Annotated in this window: 19 protein-coding genes; 16 read left to right on the forward strand and 3 right to left on the reverse strand. The window is 69.6% G+C overall.

The features are described 5' to 3' along the window. Positions 1 to 34 precede the first annotated feature (34 nt). From ACFY3C_RS29260 to ACFY3C_RS29320, 13 genes are all read left to right on the forward strand, one after another. A complete protein-coding gene (locus tag ACFY3C_RS29260; RefSeq protein WP_390772853.1) occupies positions 35 to 1,045 on the forward strand; it encodes a hypothetical protein in 1,011 nt (336 codons plus the stop codon). 239 nt (positions 1,046 to 1,284) lie between these two features. Further along, positions 1,285 to 2,880 (forward strand): hypothetical protein, encoded by a 1,596-nt coding sequence (locus tag ACFY3C_RS29265; protein ID WP_390772854.1) that lies wholly within the window; start codon positions 1,285 to 1,287, stop codon positions 2,878 to 2,880. A gap of 2 nt (positions 2,881 to 2,882) precedes the next feature. Further along, positions 2,883 to 5,009, forward strand: a complete 2,127-nt coding sequence (locus ACFY3C_RS29270; protein WP_390772855.1) for a hypothetical protein — start codon at positions 2,883 to 2,885, stop codon at positions 5,007 to 5,009. Positions 5,010 to 5,207: 198 nt separating this feature from the next. Further along, positions 5,208 to 5,399: a hypothetical protein gene (locus ACFY3C_RS29275; RefSeq protein ID WP_390772856.1), complete on the forward strand. Its 192-nt coding sequence runs from the start codon at positions 5,208 to 5,210 to the stop codon at positions 5,397 to 5,399. Between the two features lie 19 nt (positions 5,400 to 5,418). Further along, positions 5,419 to 5,922, forward strand: coding sequence for a hypothetical protein (locus ACFY3C_RS29280; protein WP_390772857.1), 504 nt, complete (start codon positions 5,419 to 5,421; stop codon positions 5,920 to 5,922). 16 nt (positions 5,923 to 5,938) lie between these two features. After that, a complete protein-coding gene (ssb, locus tag ACFY3C_RS29285; protein WP_390772858.1) occupies positions 5,939 to 6,406 on the forward strand; it encodes a single-stranded DNA-binding protein in 468 nt (155 codons plus the stop codon). A gap of 88 nt (positions 6,407 to 6,494) precedes the next feature. Further along, positions 6,495 to 7,226, forward strand: a complete 732-nt coding sequence (locus tag ACFY3C_RS29290; protein ID WP_390772859.1) for a DNA methylase — start codon at positions 6,495 to 6,497, stop codon at positions 7,224 to 7,226. A 20-nt stretch (positions 7,227 to 7,246) separates the two neighbouring features. Continuing rightward, a complete protein-coding gene (locus ACFY3C_RS29295; RefSeq protein ID WP_390772964.1) occupies positions 7,247 to 8,158 on the forward strand; it encodes a bifunctional DNA primase/polymerase in 912 nt (303 codons plus the stop codon). Next, positions 8,155 to 8,571, forward strand: a complete 417-nt coding sequence (locus ACFY3C_RS29300; RefSeq protein ID WP_390772860.1) for a hypothetical protein — start codon at positions 8,155 to 8,157, stop codon at positions 8,569 to 8,571. Before ACFY3C_RS29295 ends, ACFY3C_RS29300 begins: the two co-directional genes overlap by 4 nt. Then, the gene (locus tag ACFY3C_RS29305; protein ID WP_390772861.1) at positions 8,568 to 9,824 is read left to right on the forward strand and encodes a DUF3631 domain-containing protein; all 1,257 of its coding nucleotides are present in this window, start codon (positions 8,568 to 8,570) and stop codon (positions 9,822 to 9,824) included. The genes ACFY3C_RS29300 and ACFY3C_RS29305 overlap by 4 nt, the downstream gene beginning before the upstream one ends. 166 nt (positions 9,825 to 9,990) lie before the next feature. Continuing rightward, positions 9,991 to 10,236, forward strand: a complete 246-nt coding sequence (locus ACFY3C_RS29310; protein WP_390772862.1) for a helix-turn-helix domain-containing protein — start codon at positions 9,991 to 9,993, stop codon at positions 10,234 to 10,236. Positions 10,237 to 10,316: 80 nt separating this feature from the next. Beyond that, positions 10,317 to 11,567, forward strand: coding sequence for a tyrosine-type recombinase/integrase (locus tag ACFY3C_RS29315; protein WP_390772863.1), 1,251 nt, complete (start codon positions 10,317 to 10,319; stop codon positions 11,565 to 11,567). A gap of 241 nt (positions 11,568 to 11,808) precedes the next feature. Further along, complete coding sequence (locus ACFY3C_RS29320; protein ID WP_390772965.1) at positions 11,809 to 12,570, forward strand: Shedu anti-phage system protein SduA domain-containing protein; 762 nt, start codon at positions 11,809 to 11,811, stop codon at positions 12,568 to 12,570. Between the two features lie 59 nt (positions 12,571 to 12,629). On the opposite strand, the gene ACFY3C_RS29325 is transcribed toward ACFY3C_RS29320, so the two are convergent. Further along, positions 12,630 to 13,583, reverse strand: coding sequence for a DUF2726 domain-containing protein (locus ACFY3C_RS29325; RefSeq protein WP_390772864.1), 954 nt, complete (start codon positions 13,581 to 13,583; stop codon positions 12,630 to 12,632). Positions 13,584 to 13,861: 278 nt separating this feature from the next. Then, positions 13,862 to 15,223 (reverse strand): glutamine synthetase family protein, encoded by a 1,362-nt coding sequence (locus tag ACFY3C_RS29330; protein WP_390772865.1) that lies wholly within the window; start codon positions 15,221 to 15,223, stop codon positions 13,862 to 13,864. Between the two features lie 300 nt (positions 15,224 to 15,523). On the opposite strand from ACFY3C_RS29330, the gene ACFY3C_RS29335 reads away from it, so the two are divergent. After that, on the forward strand, positions 15,524 to 16,711 hold the full coding sequence (locus ACFY3C_RS29335) for a globin domain-containing protein (protein ID WP_390772866.1): 1,188 nt from the start codon (positions 15,524 to 15,526) through the stop codon (positions 16,709 to 16,711). A 157-nt stretch (positions 16,712 to 16,868) separates the two neighbouring features. Here ACFY3C_RS29335 and ACFY3C_RS29340 read toward each other — a convergent pair whose 3' ends face one another. Next, on the reverse strand, positions 16,869 to 17,315 hold the full coding sequence (locus ACFY3C_RS29340; protein WP_390772867.1) for an RrF2 family transcriptional regulator: 447 nt from the start codon (positions 17,313 to 17,315) through the stop codon (positions 16,869 to 16,871). A 135-nt stretch (positions 17,316 to 17,450) separates the two neighbouring features. Here ACFY3C_RS29340 and ACFY3C_RS29345 point away from each other — a divergent pair, with 135 nt between their 5' ends. Both ACFY3C_RS29345 and ACFY3C_RS29350 read left to right on the forward strand, forming a co-directional pair. Then, positions 17,451 to 18,137, forward strand: coding sequence for a DUF3105 domain-containing protein (locus ACFY3C_RS29345; protein ID WP_389184103.1), 687 nt, complete (start codon positions 17,451 to 17,453; stop codon positions 18,135 to 18,137). Further along, entirely contained in the window at positions 18,134 to 18,763 is a 630-nt protein-coding gene (locus ACFY3C_RS29350) for a DUF305 domain-containing protein (protein ID WP_390772868.1), read from the forward strand. The genes ACFY3C_RS29345 and ACFY3C_RS29350 overlap by 4 nt, the downstream gene beginning before the upstream one ends. Positions 18,764 to 18,820 lie beyond the last annotated feature (57 nt).

Consider the following 18,820-nt stretch of genomic DNA (forward strand, 5'->3'; position numbering starts at 1 on the left):
GCACCGATCGAATGACAAGAAAGGAAGTGAGTGCATGGACTGGAAGGCAGCGATTCGAAAGGCGGCTCACTGGAGCCTGCCGGCCGGTCTTACCGGCCTGTCGCTGGGGTGGACTGTCTACGCGGTGGGGGAGATCCTCTCCCGTCAGGCTCCGGCGCCGCTCGCGCTGACGGTCGCGGGTATCTACGACGCGGTATGGCTGTACGCCCTGGCCATGGAGACCGCGCACCGCAGGCAGGGTTCCAAGGGGACGCTGCCCGCCGTTCTCGGGTGGGTCTTCCTCGTCACCTCGGTCGGTGTTCTGTTCACGCACGGTCTGATGTACGCGACGCCGGTCGTCGCGGTCATCGGGGCGGTGGTTCCGGCCGCCGCCAAGGCGACGCTGATCATGGCGGTGGAGCGGGACGGCACCCGCATTTCCCGCGAGGCGCAGCGGCAGATCGACGCCGTCCGCAGCGCCACACGGGATCAGGTGGCGATCGGCCGGGCCGTCACCCGGGCCAAGGCCGACCGGCAGAAAACGGCGGCCGTCCTGGAGCGCGAGGAGCTGAAGGCTCGCGGGCAGGCCCAGAAGGTGCGCCACGAGGCAGCCGAAGAGCTGACGAAGCTCACCGCGGAGCACCCGGTGGCCGACGTCCCGCAGGAGGTTCCGGCGCTGTTCTCGGATGAGGACCTGGCCCGGGTGCTGGGCCAGTGGTCGGATGAGGGTGTGTCCCCGGGTGTGTCCCCTGTGTCCCCGCAGGTCGGACCCGTGTCCTCGCCCCGGGCGATCCCCGCGCCGGAGGGTGCGGGACACGCCTCGATCGACCTGTCGGGTCTTGCCGAGGTGGCGGCCGTGGCCCGTGTTGAGACGCCTCAGCCGGGTGAGCCGCTGAGTGAGGAACAGCTCACGGTCGTCCTGCGGTGGCTGCGCCACTCCGAGAACCCTCCGCTGAGCTACCGGAAGGCTCTGGCCGCTTACCGCGCGGCGGGCTTCTCCGCGAAGGAAGAGCGGGTGCGCAAGGCATACGCCGCGCTGATCGACGCGGAGGACGCGGAGGCGTAAGCACCCGTCCGACACCACCAATGAGGGCCAGCCCAGGGCTAGTGGGCTGGCCCTCGTTGCGACTGCCGGAAGCAGTCGACCGCACCAGTGAAGCAGACCCGGTGAGCCCCGGCGAGCGGCACGTTCGCAGACCCGGAGAGCAGACCCGGCGAGTTGACCTCACCGCCTCATCAGCAGGCCCGGCCAGCAACTTCCTACGGCCCCGGCCGGGCCCTACTCCGCGAAGGAGTGCACTCAGCATGACGGATCTGAGCACTGAGCCGGTAGCCGTCCAGGCTGCCCCGATAACCCCCTCGCCGCCGCCCCCGACCACGCTTGCTCCGGCGCAGGCTGCACCCGAGTTGGAGCACACGCCCGGTGGCTGGCCTGTTGTCCCGCTGGCCCTTTCTGGGGCGAACACGACGGTGGGCATGGTCGCCGCCGCCTCGCTGGCTGGCGGTCCCGTCGCCGCGGTGGCTGCGGCTACCGGTGCCGTGGTCCTCGGCACGGTCGCCGCCGTCCGCTCCCGCCGGCCCAACCCGCGCCGTGAAGCGCGCCGAGCCATAGCGCGTGCTGCCGGCCGCACGGCCGCGCGGGCCGCCGGCCTGCGCAGCAGCGGGACGGGCAGCCGGACAGGTGGCCGCTCGCTCGCCTCCCGGGCTGGTGGTTCTGGTGGCCGGTCGGGTCGGGTGCCGGGCCAGCAGCGGCGCGGGACCGGTCCGACCGGCCGACAGACCAGCACGACCACAGGCGGAAGCAACCGAAGCCGTGCCAGTCACGGCGCTACGAAGCCCCGCACCGGAGCAACGGGCAAGCAACTTGGCCGGGTTGGGCAGGTCAAGGCGCTGCGGGCGGCGCAGCAGGCCGCGGCCGGCTCGCGGGCCGGGCAGCGGGCACAGACCACCGCGGCTCGCCGCGCGGTCGCCGATGCCCGCCGCAACGCCAAGACCAACAGCGGAGCCGGTCTGGCCACCCGTACCGGGCGGCGCAGCCTGGCGGGCCGCACGCTCGGAGCAGCAGGGCGTAAGGCTCGCGGCATACGGGATGCCGCGATCGGCAAGAGCCGTGCTGCCCGGGACCGCAAGACTGCCGCGACGGTCGCGGCGCAGCGTGACACGGTCCGCAAGGCCCCCGCCCGGCGGGCAGCCCGCAAGGCGCTGCGCCGGTCCGCGGCCCGCTTCCAGGGCCGCAGGCTCCTCGCCGCCCTGCTCTCCCTGCCCGCCGGTGTGCTGGGCTGCCTGACCACCCCGCTCGGCCGGAAGTTCAACGCTCGCTGGCTGATGCACCCCGGCCGACGCCTGTACCGGTGCCTGGTCGCGACCGCGGCCGCGCAGCGCACCGCGCGGGACTCGGCGATCCGCCAACAGCAGGCCGAGCAGGAGACCGCAGCGAACGCCGAAGCCGCCCAGGACGCCGCCGATGGCATCGGCGATCACGTCGAGCGGCCCGCTGCACAGATCCCCAGCACCACGCCTACCCCCGCTACGTCGCGGGTCAGTGAAGGAGTGCACGTGTCCGGTTTCCGGTTCGAAGAGGCCGCTGCCGAGATGGAGGAGGCCGCGCAGAACTACGAGCCCGATGGCGCGATGGAGATCCTCGCCATGGTCGAGGGGCTGCCGATCGCGCTGAACAGCGTGGCCGAAGTGATGAAGATCCTCGGCGAGCGCTCGGATGAGGAGTTCCCGCTGGAGAAGGCGGTCGCGGAGACCTTCCGGGACTGCTACGGCGCGGTCATGGCCGCAGTCGCCGTGGCCGAGGAGATGGGCCCGATCTTCCGCAAGGAACACGAACAGGACATCTCCCGCCACGAGGACCCCCGCAACGGCCACGAGGCCGAGAAGGGCTGGAACGTCTGACCATGAGTGCCGTCACCGCCAAGCAGAAGAACGGCAGTGGCCCGGTGTTGGACTGGGCGGCCGGTCACGGACCCGTGACCGGCGCCCTGTCCGCCACCACCGGAGCCTTCGCCCTCGCCACCACCGGCGCCGCCACCGGCATGCCCCCCGGCTGGACCCTCGCCGCCGGCGCCGCCGGCGCCCTCGGCCACACCGTCACCGGGCTGCGCGCCCGCGCCGCCGGCCGCACCCTGGCCACCCGCGCCACCGCCTGGCTCCTGGGAGCCGGCTGGACCACCTGGGCCATGACCACCGGGCCCCTGACCTGGACCGCGCTGGGATCCCTCGCCACCCTTGGCATCGGCATTGGCGCCTCCGCTCGCGCGAGTGCTCTGTATGAGGAGGCGCGGGAGGAGGAGGCCCTGGCCGCGGCCGAGCGGCAGGTGGCCCGTGAACTGTCCGCGGAACGCCGCGCGATTGCGGCGGAGTGGGTGGATCGGATCCAGCGGGTGTGCGGGATCACCGTGCGCGTGCTGGCCGTCGAGCAGTGGCCCACCGGCGCCGGGTTCTCCATCGACGCCGAACTCCCGCCCGGCGGCGCCACCTGGCAGAAGATCGCAGGTGAGTCCGCACGGCTGTCCGCCGACGCCCGACTCCCGCACGGCTGCACCGCCGCCGCCTCCCCCGGCATCGACCAGGGCCGGGTCATCATCGACGTCACCACCGTCAACGTCCTCGCTGAAGAGCGCACCTACCCGGCCGACTACGGGCCCCTGTCCGTGCTCACCGGCATCCCGTGGGGGTACCGGACCAACGCCGAACCGGTCCTCGCCTACCTGCGGGAACAGTGCGCGCTGGTGGTCGGACCGACCGGATCGGGCAAGACCAACATGGTCCACGCGATCCTGGCCGGGTTCGCCCGTGCCGAGGACGTGCTGACCTGGGTCATCGACCTGAACGCCGGATCCGCGGGCCTGCCCTGGGTCCTGCCCGCCCTGGGCGGCGAGATCGAGGCACCCGACGGGAAGCCGATCCGGCCCGGCGTGGACTGGCTCGCCGGCACCTACGACGAAGCCCTGACCATGCTGGATACCGCCGTCCAGGTCGCCAAGCAGCGCAAGATGCGCTACCAGGACCTCCTCGCCCGCCACAACACCGACCTCCTCCCCATCGGGCCGCAGATCCCGCAGATCATGATGGTCATCGATGAGGGCGCAGAGATCCTGGCCAGCCCCGACCGACAGATGCGCCGCCTCGCGGAGAAGATCCTGGAAGTGATCCGGATCGCCCGCGCCATGGGCATCCGCACCGTCCTGACCGCCCTCGGAGCCACCGGCAGCGTTCTCGGCAACCTGATGATCCGCCGCGAAGCCAAGGTCAGGGTGGCACTCACGGGCGGTGAGACCGAGGGCATGGACCTGAGCAAGATGTTCCCCGGCACCCGCGGCCTGCGCGTCGACCAAGCCCCCTACAAGGGCGCCGGGTTCATGGGCACCCCGGAATCCCCGGCCGCGCTGTTCAAGGCCTGGCGGATCCTCCCGAACCAGATCCGCGAGATCATCGCCGCCACCTCCGCCCGACACCCCACCCTGGACGACATCTCGATCAAGGCCGCAGGGCCCGCCTACGTCCGCCGCTGGGACGCCGACCGCATCGCGTGGATGCGCGACCACACCCCCGGCACCGGACCGGCCCCGGCATCCTCGGCGCAGGCGTCGGCGGGTGGGGTGCTGAACCTGTCCGCGCTGCGCACCGACCAGCCGACGGCTGCCGTGCCGGAGGAGGACGACCTGGCGCGCCGGTTCCGGGAGGAGATCGACGGCCTGTTCGCCACCGCCCCCGACCCGCACACCCCCACCGACCCCGCCCCGCCCGCGGGGGGTGGGCTGAACCTGTCCGCGCTGCGCAGCGAGCAGGACAGCCCCGCCCAGTGGGCCGCCATCGCGGTGCTCCTCACCGCCGGTGCCGAGGGCACCGGGGCGTCCGCCATCGCTCGCGCGTTGGCGGATGAGCACGGCACTAACCGGCAGACAATCGTCGGCTGGCTCAAGGCGTGGGTCGAGGACGGCACCGTCGTCCGGATCGGAGAGGGCACCAAGGCCCGCTACGTCCACCGCAAGCACGCCCCCCAACAGCCCCCGGAGAACTGATCGCTTGTCGCTTGTCGTCCCGTCCGGAACCAGAGCCACGACGGCGGCTCTGAGACCCGGAAACAGCTTGTGACCTGCAAGGCGACAAGCGACAAGACAAGACAAGCGACAAGCCGCACGACAAGCAACGCGACAAGCCACAGCGCGGGCAGCACCCCACGGGGTGCTGCCCGCCGCACGTCCCCTGGGAGGCCGCTCGTGATCGTGACCCTGTCCGCCGTCGCACTCCTCGGGGTGCTGGCCTTCGTCCTGCTACGGGGCCGCTACGTCGGCCCGTTCAGCGCCCTCGTGCTGTTCCTGTTCGGCTTCTTCACCGCCGGCACCGGCGCCGCCGGCCCCATCCGCGCCGTCTGCCGCGCACTCGCCGAAGCCGCCCGCCACCTCACCTGACCCCGGCAGGAGCCCCGCCATGCCCGACCAAGACCAGTCCGCGGCCTGGCAGCCGCGCATGACCGCCACCGAAGCCACCGCCGAAGCCCGCCGGATCATCGAAAACGCCTACCGGCCCGTGCCCCAGATACCCACCGCCTACCGCGACCCGACGCCGCTGCCCGCCTACGGCAGCACCCCGCCCGTCCCGCAGCCCGACCGGCGGATCGTCCCCGCATGGGCCGCCGGCACCGCGGTAGCCGGCATCGGGGTCGGCGCCACCTGCGTCGGTGTCGGCTGCGGGATCTGGCTCGCCTGCCAGGGATTCGCCGCCGTCACCCTGACCGGCGTCCTGTTCGTCACGGCACCGATCGCCGCCCTGGCCGCCGTCGCCACCGCCATCGGCTCCGCCGTGCGCTCGGTGAAGGCCACCCGCAGCGAGACCCACCACCACTACTCGGGCCCGGTCCGGGTGGAGAACAACGCGATCACCGCGCCCGCGTACGGGCTGATCGCCCGCAACCGCACCGAACTCAACCGCTGAACCGGAGAGGAACCCCATGTCGTTCGGAGAGACCCCGATCACCCTCGTCGGCAACCTGACCGACGACCCCGAGCTGAAGTTCACCGAAGGCGGCGCCACCCTGGCGAAGTTCACCATCGCCGTCACCCCGCGCAGCTTCGACCGTGCGTCGAACCAGTGGAAGGACGGCACCACCGCCTTCTACCGCTGCGCCGCCTGGCGCGCCCTCGCCGAACACATCGGCGAGTCCCTGGGCAAGGGCTCGCGCGTCGTCGCCACGGGCCGGATGCGGCAGCACGACTGGACCACCGACCAGGGCGAGAAGCGCTCCATGCTCGCCGTCGAGATCGACGACATCGGCGCATCCGTCCGCTTCACCACCGTCCAGATCAACGGCAAGCGCCCCGCCCACAACGGCCCGGCCGGAGACGACGCGTGGGCCACGACCAACGCCCCCGCCGCCAGCAGCGCTTCGGCGTCGGAGGGTGCCGAGCCCCCGTTCTAGCTACGCCAAGGGCGGCCCCCGCATCTCGCCAAAGAACCGGGGCCGCCCTCGTTCCCACCATCCAACTGAACAGTGGAGGTCACCCAGCATGACCCATCGCCTCACGATCGGGCGAGTGCGCGGCCGACGGCCGCGTCTGCTCGACCTGTTTTCGTGCGCCGGCGGCGCGGCCGTCGGCTACGACCGCGCCGGGTTCGACGTGGACGGCTGCGATGTCGCCCACCGCCCCAACTACCCCTTCCCCTGCCACCACGGCGACGCTCTGACCTATCTCGCTGCCCTGATCGCCTCCGGCGAGATCGAGCGGTATGCGTTCGTGCACGCCTCCCCGCCGTGCCAGGACAAGTGCACACTCACGGTGGGCACGAACCGGTCCCAGGGCTGGGGCGGCACGCACGAAGACTTCGTGGCACCCACCCGCGAACTGTTGGAGCAGACCGGGCTGCCGTACGTGATCGAGCAGCCCAACGGCCGCGCGCAGATCCGCAAAGACCTGACCCTGTGCGGGGAGATGTTCGGGCTCGGGGTCATCCGGCACCGCAACTTCGAGTTGGGCGGCTGGACCATCGAGCAGCCGGCGCACGTCCCGCACCGGGGCCGGGTGCGCGGCTACCGGCACGGCCGCTTCTACGACGGCCCGTACGTCGCCGCGTACGGCAACGGCGGTGGCAAGCCGTCCGTCCCCGAGCTTCAGGCCGCGATGGGCATCACGTGGACCAGCGAGCGCGAGGAGCTGACCGAGGCCATCCCGCCCGCCTACGCCGAACGCATCGGCCGCGCCTACCTCACGTCCCACACCGTCCTGGAGGTGGCCGCGTGAGCCTGATCGATGTCACCGACATGCCGCTGGTCGACCTGAACAACCTCCACCTGCTGGCCTCCGCCCTGTGCGCGGCCGAGCGGGGCTGGCCCGTCATCCCGCTGCACCCCGGCAGCAAGCGCCCGGCCGGGCACCCGGAGCGTTCCTGCCCCGGCATCGGCCGGTGCGCGGACGGGCACCGCACCCCCGAGCAGCGCGCCACCACCGACCCCGAGCTGATCCAGGCCGCGTGGGCGCGCACCCCGTACAACGTGGGGATCGCCACCGGCCCGGCCGGGCTGCTGGTGATCGATCTGGACGTGTGCAAGTCGGGAGAGGAAGAAGGAGCGCCTGACGGCGCCACTTCTTTGCAGGCGCTCTGCGAGCGCGCCGGCGAGCACTTTCCGCCCACCTATCAGGTGCGGACCCCGAGCGGGGGGCGGCACCTGTACTTCACCGCCCCGCTCGGCGGGAGGCTGCCCGGCAGCGTCAACCGGCTGGGACCGCACATCGACACCCGCGCCTGGGGCGGCTACGTCGTCGCCCCCGGCAGCACCACCCCCGAGGGCACCTACGAGGTGCTGGACGACGCTCCCGTGGCCGCCCTGCCGCACTGGCTCACTTCGCTGCTGATCGAGCCGTCGCGGCCCGACGTGGCGCTCGCGCCGCTGCTCGTGCAGGAGTCGGTCACCCGGCGGGCCCAGGTGGCGCTGGAGCGTGAGGTGGCCGCGGCGGCGGGCACCGGCGAGGGCGGCCGGAACACCCGGCTGCTGGAGGGCGCCCGCGCGCTGGGGCGGTTCGTCGCCTGGGGCGAGATCCCGCGGGACGTGGTGGAGGAGGCGTTTCAGGCGGGGGGAGAGGCGGCCGGACTGTCCGCGTCCGAGTGCCGGGCCACCATCCGCAGCGCCCTTGACTGGTCCATCCGCACCTGCCGGCCCAGGGACGCCGCATGACCCCCCGCCCTGAAAAGCCCACCCAACGCACTCCAACCGGTTCGCGCCCGACCCAGGGCGGCACCGCTGAGGGCCGTGGCACGAAGAGCGACGGCCGCCAGGCCGTCCTTTCAGCCCTTCGTTCTGACCCGCACCCGCCCCACCACCCCAGTCACAACGCCGACGACCCGACGCCGGACCGGCCGGGGATCCGCATCTCTGCTCCGCCGGTCTACCGCCACCACTACGACGGCGCCCGCTGGTCCAAGCGCTACGGGGACACCCCCACCGCCGCCTACGCCTGCTCCTGCGGCCAGACCGGCACCGCCACCGGACAACAGGCGGTGGCCGCCCTGGTCACCGAGTACGAGGCACACAAGCACTTCTGCACCGGCACGCCCGGCCCGCGCACCGAAAGGAGGAACGCCGCATGACCAGCGTCAACCCGCCCGCTCCGTCCGTCGACGGCGCCGCCCTGCTCGACCAGGTCGAAGCATTCCACCGCCGCTTCAACATCTTCCCCACCGAAGCCGCCTACGTCGCCGTCACCCTGTGGGACGCCCACGCGCACCTGATCGACGCGTTCGACGGCACCGCCCGCCTCGCCTTCCTCTCCCCGGAGCCCGGCTCGGGCAAGTCCCGCGCCCTGGAGATCGTGGAGACCCTCACCCCGCGCGCCGCCACCACCGTCAACGCCTCCGCCAACGCCCTCTTCCGGCTCGTGGAAGCCGACGGCGGGACGCCGACGCTGCTGTTCGATGAGATCGACACCGTCTTCGGGCCGAAGGCCGGGGGCAACGAGGAGGTCCGCGGGTTCCTGAACTCCGGCTACCGGCGCGGCGCCAAGTCCCTGCGCTGCGTCGGGGACGGCTCGAACCAGAGCACCGAGTGGTTCTCCTCGTTCTGCGCCGTCGCCATGGCCGGACTTGGCTCCCTCCCGGACACGATCCTGACCCGCTCGGTCATCATCCGGATGCGCAAGAAGGCCCCCAACGAGAAGGCCGAACCGTACCGCCGGCGCGTCCACGAGAAGCAGGGCCACGCCCTGCGCGACCGGCTCGCCGACTGGGCCACCATCGTGCACGACGAAGTCGCCCAAGCCTGGCCGGAGATGCCCGAGGGCGTCTCCGACCGGCCCGCCGACGTGTGGGAACCGCTCCTCGCGGTCGCCGACGCGGCCGGCGGCGACTGGCCCGAGCGCGCCCGCGCCGCCTGCGTCGAACTCATCAAGGCAGCCCAGGAAGGCGACGAAGCCTCCCTCGGCGTCCGCCTGCTGACCGACCTGCGCGACAAGGTGTTCTGCGGTGCCGACCGCATGCCCACCGCCGCCATCCTCGAAGTCCTCCTCGGACTCGATGACGCCCCCTGGGCCGACCTGAACGACGACGGCAAACCGCTCACCGCCCGCGGCCTGTCCAAGCTCCTGAGCCAGTACGTCCGCCCCGACAACACCCCGATCCGGCCCCGGGGGATCCGGGTCGGCAGCGGCACCCCGAAGGGCTACTACGCGGAGGACCTCAGCGACGCGTGGGCCCGCTACTGCCCCCCTCCCCCCGAGAAGTCCGCAACATCCGCAACGTCCGCAACACCGCAGGTCAACGAGGGTGAATCCGTGGCGGAAGACCCTTCCGAGAGCCGCCACGTGTTCGCGGAAGCCGACACACGCCAACTCCGCATCGCCGGCTGACCAGCGGCGCCCGATAGGTGCCGCCGCGCATACGGGTGGCGGCACCTATCCGCAACACAACCGGCATCCGCCACAAATGCAGGCCGCTGACCAGCAATGTTGCGGCGTGGCGGATGTTGCGGATTCCCCAGAGGCCCACAACAACCCTCGCGACGAAGGGCATTCGATGAGCACGCCCTCACGTATGCATGCCGACCCCCGCGCCACACTTCGGGCTGGCCTCCCGGACCGGTACCTCACCCCCGACGACATCGCCGCGATGTTCGAGGTGCCCCTCGAAACCGTCTACCAGTGGCGCAAGAAGCGAACCGGCCCGCCCGGCTTCCGCATCGGCAAGCACCTCCGCTACGACCCCGCCGATGTGCACGCCTACGTCACCGGCCGCAAGGACGCCGACCGCGACGCCGCCTAACAAACACCCGCCAGAAACAGAAGGGGAGAGCCGCTATCAGCGGCTCTCCCCTCGGCATGTTCGGAAAGGACCGCCGCCACATGGCAGGCCACATCCAAGACCGCTGGTACAAGACCGAACCCGACGCCAACGGCAAGCCCCGCCGCGTACGCACCGATCGCTACGGCACCGGCATGCGGTACCGCGCCCGGTACATCGGCCCGGACGGCACCGAAAAGAGCAAGTCATTCCCCGATGGACAGAAGCGACTGGCCGACCAGTGGCTTGCCCACATCGAGGCCGACATGTCGCGCGGCCAGTACATCGACCCCGCCGCCAGCCGGGTGACGTTCCGGCAGTACGCCGAGAAGTGGCTGAGCACACAGACCACCGAGATGACCACACGAGAGTCAGTCGATTCCGCGATCCGTGGCCATGCAATCCCCTACCTCGGCTCGCGACCGCTCGGCTCCTTCAAGCCGGAACACATCCGAGACTGGCTCAGCGAATTGGAGCGGGCCGTTCCTGCCTCGTCGTACCGACGCGTGATCTACAACAACGTGTCGACGGTCCTCAATGCGGCTGTTGACGACGGCCACCTGTCGAAAAATCCCTGCCACGCGCAATCCGTGCGGCCCCCTGCTGCAGGAACTGGTCGCGTTGTGCCGTGGGCCGCAGAGCGCGTCTTCGCCGTGCAGGCAGCACTCCCGGAGCGCTACCGCGCGACGGTCGACCTCGGAGGCGGGTGCGGACTCCGGCAAGGGGAGATCTTCGGGCTTCCGGTCGACGAAATCGGCTTCGACTCCGGCTGGCTGCACATCGCGAATCAGGTGAAGGTGACGAAGCAGGGTCTCGTGTTCTCCCCGCCAAAGCGGAACAAGATTCGTGACGTCCCCTTGCCGGACCGCGTGGCGCACGTCCTCAAGAGGCACATGGAGACGTTCCTCCCGGTCGAGGTCACGCTGCCGTGGCTCCGGCCGGACGGTCCGCTCGTCACCAAGCGGCTGCTGTTCACCCGCCTCGACGGCGGAGGCGCGGTCCGGCGGACCGACTTCAACGACCGCACTTGGAAGCCCGCTCTCGTCGCGGCCGGAGTCATCCCCGCCCCGAGACCGGGCGAGCGCCACCAGGCCGCCCGCGAACACGGCATGCACGCCCTCAGGCACTTCTACGCCTCCGTCCTGCTGGACGCCGGCGAGAACATCAAGGCCCTGAGCCACTACCTCGGACACAACGATCCGGGGTTCACGCTCCGGGTCTACACGCACCTCATGCCGAGCAGCGACGCACGGACCCGCAAGGCGGTGGACGACTTGTACGACGCCGCTGGCACCGCCACGAACGAGAACTAAGGCAAACAGGCGCCTTGAGTGGCTTCGCAGAATACCGGCTTTCCCGAGGCGCCTGACCGGTTCCTCCGTTTCATATACCGCGCTGCCCGCAGTCATGCAGAATGCCTCCATGGACCTATTCTCCGAGGCAGTAACCGATGAGAGCCCAGACCGGCCACGAGCCCCCAGCTGGGAAAAATATCAAGATTGGCTGCGACCTAAATGGGAGGCGCTATTGTCGTCGAACCCTGAAGAGGGTGAGATGCAAACGTTTCTGGAGTCCCACCCCTGTCTTCTGCCAGGTGCGACTGACAGCATTGGGCACGGAGGTCATCATGGGGCTTCTTTTAGCGCAGTAATTAGACAGCCTCCCCTGGAGGGACTCGGACCGAAGCGCATTCCAGATTTCATGTGGGTGAGGCGGGACACAGGCGCCATCCGACCCATCTGCATTGAGATTGAGAGCCCCGGCAAGTCGTGGTTCAACAAAGACAGGACTCCGACGGCTGAACTAACTCAAGCCATTGATCAGATCACCGAATGGAAAGTCTGGTTTGACTCACCCGAGAATCGCCTGATCTTCGGAAAGAGATATGCGCCCCAGTTTTCACATCGCCCGATCGTACCGCAATTCGTGCTCGTCTTCGGACGGAACTCAGAGTTCGCGGCAGGCCATTCCAAGCATGTAAATCCTGACTACATGCGCCGCAAGCGTGACCACATGCCCCGCAAGGACGAGCACTTCTTCACTTATGATCAACTTAGGGCGGAGCGTGAAGCAGAAATTTACGCAACGATCACCAACAGAGTCTACGAGTGGTCTCTGGACTCCATCCCGCCCACCTTCTGTACGGGGGCCCACATCACCGAGTTGAGCGCAGTCGTTAGCGATCCGTCGCAAGCTATCTCTTCGGCGGACCTCCTCGGCCCGGAGCGCAAAACCTACCTAGCGGAACGCTGGAATTACTGGCGCTCGGTCGCGCTGTCCCCCCAAACCCACGTGTACACACTGGGACGGGAATAGCTCGGCAGCGGGCAACTAGCCTCGCTCATGCGTGCATCAGGACCGGCTCGGCGTGAGGATCACTCAGATCGCTTCCTCTGATGCCTTCGGTCTGGAGGACCGCCCGGACCACGCCGCAGGACTGGCCCCGCTGCTCCACCAGCGCGCAGCGCGTCTCCAAAAGCAGCCATCAAAAGCCCGCCTGCGTCAATCGCGGCCTGGACCTCTGCTACGGCTTTTCGTAGAGCCCGACCGTCCGCGGCTACGGCCTCACCATTGAGCCACTGCTGGGCAAGGTTGCCGATCTCGACCATAACCAGTTGCTCGGCAAGATCACTCGGCCCAACCCCCTGAAAGAGAAAGCGACGCACGATCGTCCTGGCCAGGAGATAGCGGTCTGGAGCGACCGCTATCCAACCATGTGCCTGGACGGCTCGCTGTTCCGGCAAGTCGGTAGAGAACACATCTGGGAGCAGAGCGGGAAGCCTGCCGGCCTGGTAATGCTGATGGAACGCAAGAATGACGCCGGCGTCTAGGGTGTCGAACGACATGCGACCTTGCTCGTCGCGGACGATAAAGCTGCCCATATCGAACGGCTCATCGTATGGTATATGGCCCTTTTCCTGGGCCTCGAAAAAAGCTTCGGAGCGGTAGAACGCCTCAGCCAGATAACTCAGTATCCGCCAGCGGCCAACCTTACGGGCAAAGTCGCTGGTAATCCTGAGAAGCGGCAGGCCCGCGCGTTCGCAGAGTTCGTCCTTCAGCGCATCCCTCTCAAGGGTTGCTGGATCACTGAAGTGCTGACGTCCATCCAACTCGACAGCGAAGCGCCCCCTGGATGTGACCTTGTCGACCATCACGAAGTCGAGGTGGGCAGCGAGGGCGTACGACTTCGTTCGCCAGGTCAGCCCGTCCATGCCGTCGACGTCGATAACGTCCGCCAGCCTGGCTTTCAGGGTGACTCGATCCCCCTGCTCGTCTGCGATCTCCCGAAGCATCCGATCTGCAGCCGACTCATAGCTGTTCACCAGCATGGGTCGTATCCCACCGCGAGCATCCATGTCCCCTGTGTAGCAGCCTCCGCCGACAACGACCGGGGATTGCCTTACTCGCGCAACCGATCAGTCCCCCACAAGGGACACAAGCCCAAGTGGAAGACGTACGAAGCAGATGAACCCGCGGTCTCTAGGTGCTCGCTCTCGGACCAGACGGCCCAGAGGCGGCCCAGGAGTAGTGAGACTCTGCGGGGCCGGCGGTCATTGACCGTCGGCCCCGCAGGATCGCTTTGGCAGGAACCTGCCCTGACCAGCCCTTACAGCACCGGCAGGTTCTTCCGCAGCTCGAACGCGGTCACCTCGGACCGGTACTCCTCCCACTCCGACTTCTTGTTGCGCAGGAAGAAGTCGAAGACGTGCTCGCCGAGGGTCTCGGCGACCAGGTCGCTGCGCTCCATCAGGGTCAGGGCCTCGCCGAGGTTCTGCGGGAGGGGTTCGATGCCCATGGCGCGGCGCTCGGCGTCGGAGAGGGCCCAGACGTCGTCCTCGGCGCCCGGCGGGAGTTCGTAGCCCTCCTCGATGCCCTTGAGGCCGGCGGCCAGCAGCAGCGCGTACGCCAGGTACGGGTTGGCGCCGGAGTCCAGCGAGCGGACCTCCACGCGCGCGGAGCCGGTCTTGCCGGGCTTGTACATCGGGACGCGGACCAGGGCCGAACGGTTGTTGTGGCCCCAGCAGATGTAGGAGGGGGCCTCGCCGCCGGCGCCGGCCGTGCGCTCGGAGCCGCCCCAGATGCGCTTGTAGGAGTTCACCCACTGGTTGGTGACCGCGGAGATCTCCGCCGCGTGCTTGAGCAGGCCCGCGATGAAGGAGCGGCCGACCTTGGAGAGCTGGTACTCCGAGCCGGACTCGTAGAACGCGTTCCGGTCGCCCTCGAAGAGGGAGAGGTGTGTGTGCATGCCGCTGCCGGGGTGCTCGGAGAAAGGCTTCGGCATGAAGGTCGCCTGGACCCCCTGCTCCAGGGCCACCTGCTTCATGACCAGGCGGAACGTCATGATGTTGTCCGCCGTGGAGAGCGCGTCGGCGTAGCGCAGGTCGATCTCCTGCTGGCCGGGGGCGCCCTCGTGGTGGGAGAACTCGACCGAGATGCCCATCGACTCCAGCATGGTGATCGCCTGGCGGCGGAAGTCCATACCGACGCTGGTCGGGGTGTGGTCGAAGTAGCCCGAGTTGTCGGCCGGAGTGGGGCGGGAGCCGTCCAGCGGGCGGTCCTTCAGCAGGAAGAACTCGATCTCGGGGTGGGTGTAGAAGGTGAAGCCCAGGTCGGAGGTGCGGGCCAGGGCGCGCTTGAGCACGTAGCGCGGGTCCGCGAAGGACGGGGAGCCGTCCGGCATGAGGATGTCGCAGAACATGCGGGCCGTGCCCGGGGTCTCCGCACGCCACGGCAGGACCTGGAAGGTGGAGGGGTCCGGCTTGGCGATCATGTCGGACTCGTAGACCCGGGCGAAGCCCTCGATGGCGGAGCCGTCGAAGCCGATGCCCTCGTCGAAGGCCTGTTCCAGCTCGGCCGGGGCCACGGCGACGGACTTCAGGAAGCCCAGCACGTCCGTGAACCACAGGCGTACGAACCGGATGTCGCGCTCCTCCAAGGTCCGGAGCACGAACTCCTGCTGCTTGTCCATCTTCCGCTTCCCCATCCTTGCTGGTCAGGCCGCCTGGGAACATCCCACCACAACACCGTTTCAAGCGCGTTGCGGACCTTGATCGCCCCAGCGTCCTAGGCCTGAATGCCTGTCGTACGGCAGGTGTACTGCTCTGCTGCCCATCTTGCCTCCTCTCGCCGACATCCGTAATGGCCGGTCCGCTTCCCCCGTGAGCGACACCACACCCCCTTAATTTGAATCTGAGATGCAAGTTTTCATAGCGTGCTGACCAGCAGAGCCGATCCGTCGAGCCGAGCAGTCGAGCCGTGAGGAGTCACGATGCTGTCCGAGCAGTCCGCAGTCACCGTCCGCGCCAGCCTTCCCGCCGTCGGCGCGGCCATCGGCGAGATCACCGAGCGCTTCTACGCCCGGCTCTTCGCCGCCCACCCCGAACTGCTGTGCGACCTCTTCAACCGCGGCAACCAGGCCGCCGGCCTCCAGAAGCAGGCGCTCGCCGGCTCCATCGCCGCCTTCGCCACCCACCTGCTGGAGCACCCGGACCAGCGGCCCGACGCCCTGCTCAGCCGGATCGCCCACAAGCACGCCTCGCTGGGCGTGGCCCCCGAGCAGTACCCGGTGGTCCACGAGAACCTCTTCGCCGCCATCGTCGAGGTCCTGGGCGAGGCCGTCACGCCCGAGGTCGCCGCCGCCTGGGACGAGGTCTACTGGCTGATGGCCAACGCGCTCATCGCCATCGAGAAGCGGCTGTACGAGGAGAGCGGCAGCACCGGGCGGCGGCCGTGGGAGGTCGTGGAGCGCGTCGAGGAGACGGCGGACGTCGTCACCTTCCGGCTGCGCCCGGCCGACGGCGGTCCGGTGCGCGACTTCCGCGCCGGCCAGTACGTCTCCGTCCAGGTCGAGCTGGCCGACGGGGCTCGGCAGATACGGCAGTACAGCCTGTCCGGCGCGCCCGGCGAGACGCTCCGCCAGTTCAGCGTCAAGCGCGTGCAGGGCGACGACGCTACGCCCGAGGGCGAGGTCTCGAACCACCTCCACGCGCGCGTGCGCGAGGGCGACGTCCTCGACCTCTCCGAGCCGTACGGCGACCTCGTGCTCGGCGACAGCGCCGGCCGGCCGCTCCTGCTCGCCTCCGCGGGCATCGGCGTGACCCCGATGGTCGCGATGCTCGCCGCACTGGCGGCCGACGGCCACGATGCCCCGGTCACGGTCGTGCACGGCGACCGCTCCCCCGCCGACCACGCCCTGCACGCCGACCACGAGGCGTACGCCGCCAAGCTCCCGGACGCGTCCACGCACTTCTTCTACGAGCGTGACGCCGAGCCCGGCACCCGCACCGGCCTGGTCGACCTCACCGACGTCACCGTGCACCCCGGCACGCGCGCGTACCTGTGCGGACCGCTGCCGTTCATGCGCGCGGTGCGCTCCCAGCTGATCGAGCAGGGCGTGGCTCCGGCGGACATCCACTACGAGGTGTTCGGACCGGACCTCTGGCTCGCCCAGGCCTGAGAACCTTGCGGCCGCCGCCACGCACGGCCTGCGTGGCGGCGGCCGCAAGGTTCTCAGGCCCCGAAGCGCCGTGCCCCCTCCCGGCCGATCTCCTGCTCTCGAGGAGGTCGGTGCCCGTCATCCCGGTGGCGTGCGCGCGTCCGGCCGAGCCGGCGCCTCAGACGCCCCCCGGCCCCCTGGAGATGCCCAGCAGCACGGGGCCGGTCGGTTCGGCCACCATGTCGCCCACCGTCAACGGGTCCAGCGTCGCGAAGAACGCCTCCTGGGCCCGGCGCAGGGCACCCCGCAGGCGGCAGGCGGCGTTCAGGGGGCAGGGGGTCGTGCCGCCCTCGCAGTCGACGACGTCGCCGTCCCCCTCGAAAGTGCGGACGACCGTACCCACGGAGGCCGTACGGCCCCGTTCGGTGAGGGCGAGGCCGCCGCCCCTGCCGCGGCGGGCGTCGACGAGGCCCAGGTGCTGGAGTTCCGCCACGACCTTGGCGGCATGGGTGTACGGCACGTCCATGTCCGCCGCGACCTGGCGGGTCGTGGGGTTGGCGTCGCCGGCGACGGCGAGCCGCATGAGGACCCGCAGGGCCAGGTCGGTGGAGCGCAGCAACCGCATATCGTGAGGGTAGGTAATGCGCATCCGGGGTTCAAATTATTCGGTTGCCGAGCCCTCCATAGGGACAGGCACTCCTTGCGCACTACGATCAGCGAGCCCCACTGTCCACGTCCGTTTCCCCCAGAAGGACACCTCATGGGTTCCGCCAAGAACAGCAGCAGCGCGGCGCGCAAGGCGCGCATCGAGGAGTTGCGGCGCGCCGAGCGTGCCCGGGAGCGCCGTAACCGGGCGCTCACCATCGCCGCCAGCGCGGTGGTCGTCGGCGGTCTCGTCGTCGGCGGTGTGGTCCTCGTGAACTCTCAGTCGGACGACTCCGGCAAGAACAACACGGTCTCCAGCGGTGACGCGAAGGGCTCCGGGGACTCCGGGCACTTCACCACCGGCAAGGACGGCGTGAAGACCTGGTCCGGGAAGCTGGCGCGGACGCACGTGACGACCAGGGTGTCGTACCCGATGCACCCGCCGGTCGGCGGCAACCACAACCCGGTGTGGCTCAACTGCAACGGTGACGTCTACACCAAGCCGGTGCAGGACGAGAACGCCGTGCACGCGCTGGAGCACGGCGCGGTCTGGGTGACGTACACCGACAAGGCGCAGAAGGCCGACGTGGACGCGCTCGCGGCCAAGGTGAAGAAGACTCCGTACTCGCTGATGAGCCCGTACCAGAACCAGGACGCCCCGCTGGTCCTGTCGGCCTGGGGCCACCAGGTGACCGTGAAGAGCGCGAGCGACCCGGAGGTGGACAAGTTCTTCGCCACCTACGTGCAGGGCGCCCAGACGCCCGAGCCGGGCGCCTCGTGCACCGGCGGGATCATGAAGTGAGGCGGCAGCACATCGGCTGGGTGGCGGGCGCCGCGGCAGCGGTGCTCGTCGCGGCCGGGGCGATCACGTACGCGGTCGCCGAGGACGGCGGATCGGACCCGAAGACGCCCACGGCCGAGTCCGCCGACGCCGGGTTCGCGCGGGACATGGCCGTCCACCACCAGCAGGCCGTCGAGATGTCGTACATCGTGCGGGACCGCACGCAGAACGAGGAGGTGCGGCGGCTCGCGTACGACATCGCGCAGACGCAGGCCAACCAGCGCGGGATGCTGCTGGGCTGGCTGGATCTGTGGGGGCTGCCGAAGGTGTCGGCCGATCCGCCGATGACCTGGATGGGCATGGGCGACATGGCCTCCGGCAAGGACGGCGCGCTGATGCCGGGCATGGCGACCAACACCGACCTGAAGAAGCTCCAGTCGCTGAGCGGCAAGCAGGCGGAGGTCCTCTATCTCCAGCTGATGACGGACCATCACAAGGGCGGTATCCACATGGCCGAGGGGTGTGTGGCCAAGTGCACCGTCGGGGTGGAGAAGCGGCTCGCGCAGGGCATGGTCGACGCGCAGCAGTCGGAGATCGAGCTGATGGCCGGCATGCTCAAGGAACGGGGCACACAACCACGTTCGTAAGCCGCGATGCGGTCGAAAGCCCCAAATCGCCCCGGATGACGATTACTTGAGCTTCTC

This window comes from Streptomyces sp. NPDC001410 (assembly GCF_042895235.1).
In the GTDB taxonomy this organism is placed as follows: Bacteria; Actinomycetota; Actinomycetes; order Streptomycetales; family Streptomycetaceae; genus Streptomyces.

Coding starts and splice junctions, on each gene's coding strand:
- ACFY3C_RS29260 (WP_390772853.1), top strand. CDS start 35: ATGGACTGGAAGGCAGCGATTCGAAAGGCGGCTCACTGGAGCCTGCCG.
- ACFY3C_RS29265 (WP_390772854.1), top strand. CDS start 1,285: ATGACGGATCTGAGCACTGAGCCGGTAGCCGTCCAGGCTGCCCCGATA.
- ACFY3C_RS29270 (WP_390772855.1), top strand. CDS start 2,883: ATGAGTGCCGTCACCGCCAAGCAGAAGAACGGCAGTGGCCCGGTGTTG.
- ACFY3C_RS29280 (WP_390772857.1), top strand. CDS start 5,419: ATGCCCGACCAAGACCAGTCCGCGGCCTGGCAGCCGCGCATGACCGCC.
- ssb (WP_390772858.1), top strand. CDS start 5,939: ATGTCGTTCGGAGAGACCCCGATCACCCTCGTCGGCAACCTGACCGAC.
- ACFY3C_RS29290 (WP_390772859.1), top strand. CDS start 6,495: ATGACCCATCGCCTCACGATCGGGCGAGTGCGCGGCCGACGGCCGCGT.
- ACFY3C_RS29295 (WP_390772964.1), top strand. CDS start 7,247: ATGCCGCTGGTCGACCTGAACAACCTCCACCTGCTGGCCTCCGCCCTG.
- ACFY3C_RS29300 (WP_390772860.1), top strand. CDS start 8,155: ATGACCCCCCGCCCTGAAAAGCCCACCCAACGCACTCCAACCGGTTCG.
- ACFY3C_RS29305 (WP_390772861.1), top strand. CDS start 8,568: ATGACCAGCGTCAACCCGCCCGCTCCGTCCGTCGACGGCGCCGCCCTG.
- ACFY3C_RS29310 (WP_390772862.1), top strand. CDS start 9,991: ATGAGCACGCCCTCACGTATGCATGCCGACCCCCGCGCCACACTTCGG.
- ACFY3C_RS29315 (WP_390772863.1), top strand. CDS start 10,317: ATGGCAGGCCACATCCAAGACCGCTGGTACAAGACCGAACCCGACGCC.
- ACFY3C_RS29320 (WP_390772965.1), top strand. CDS start 11,809: ATGCAAACGTTTCTGGAGTCCCACCCCTGTCTTCTGCCAGGTGCGACT.
- ACFY3C_RS29325 (WP_390772864.1), bottom strand. CDS start 13,583: ATGCTGGTGAACAGCTATGAGTCGGCTGCAGATCGGATGCTTCGGGAG.
- ACFY3C_RS29330 (WP_390772865.1), bottom strand. CDS start 15,223: ATGGACAAGCAGCAGGAGTTCGTGCTCCGGACCTTGGAGGAGCGCGAC.
- ACFY3C_RS29335 (WP_390772866.1), top strand. CDS start 15,524: ATGCTGTCCGAGCAGTCCGCAGTCACCGTCCGCGCCAGCCTTCCCGCC.
- ACFY3C_RS29340 (WP_390772867.1), bottom strand. CDS start 17,315: ATGCGGTTGCTGCGCTCCACCGACCTGGCCCTGCGGGTCCTCATGCGG.
- ACFY3C_RS29345 (WP_389184103.1), top strand. CDS start 17,451: ATGGGTTCCGCCAAGAACAGCAGCAGCGCGGCGCGCAAGGCGCGCATC.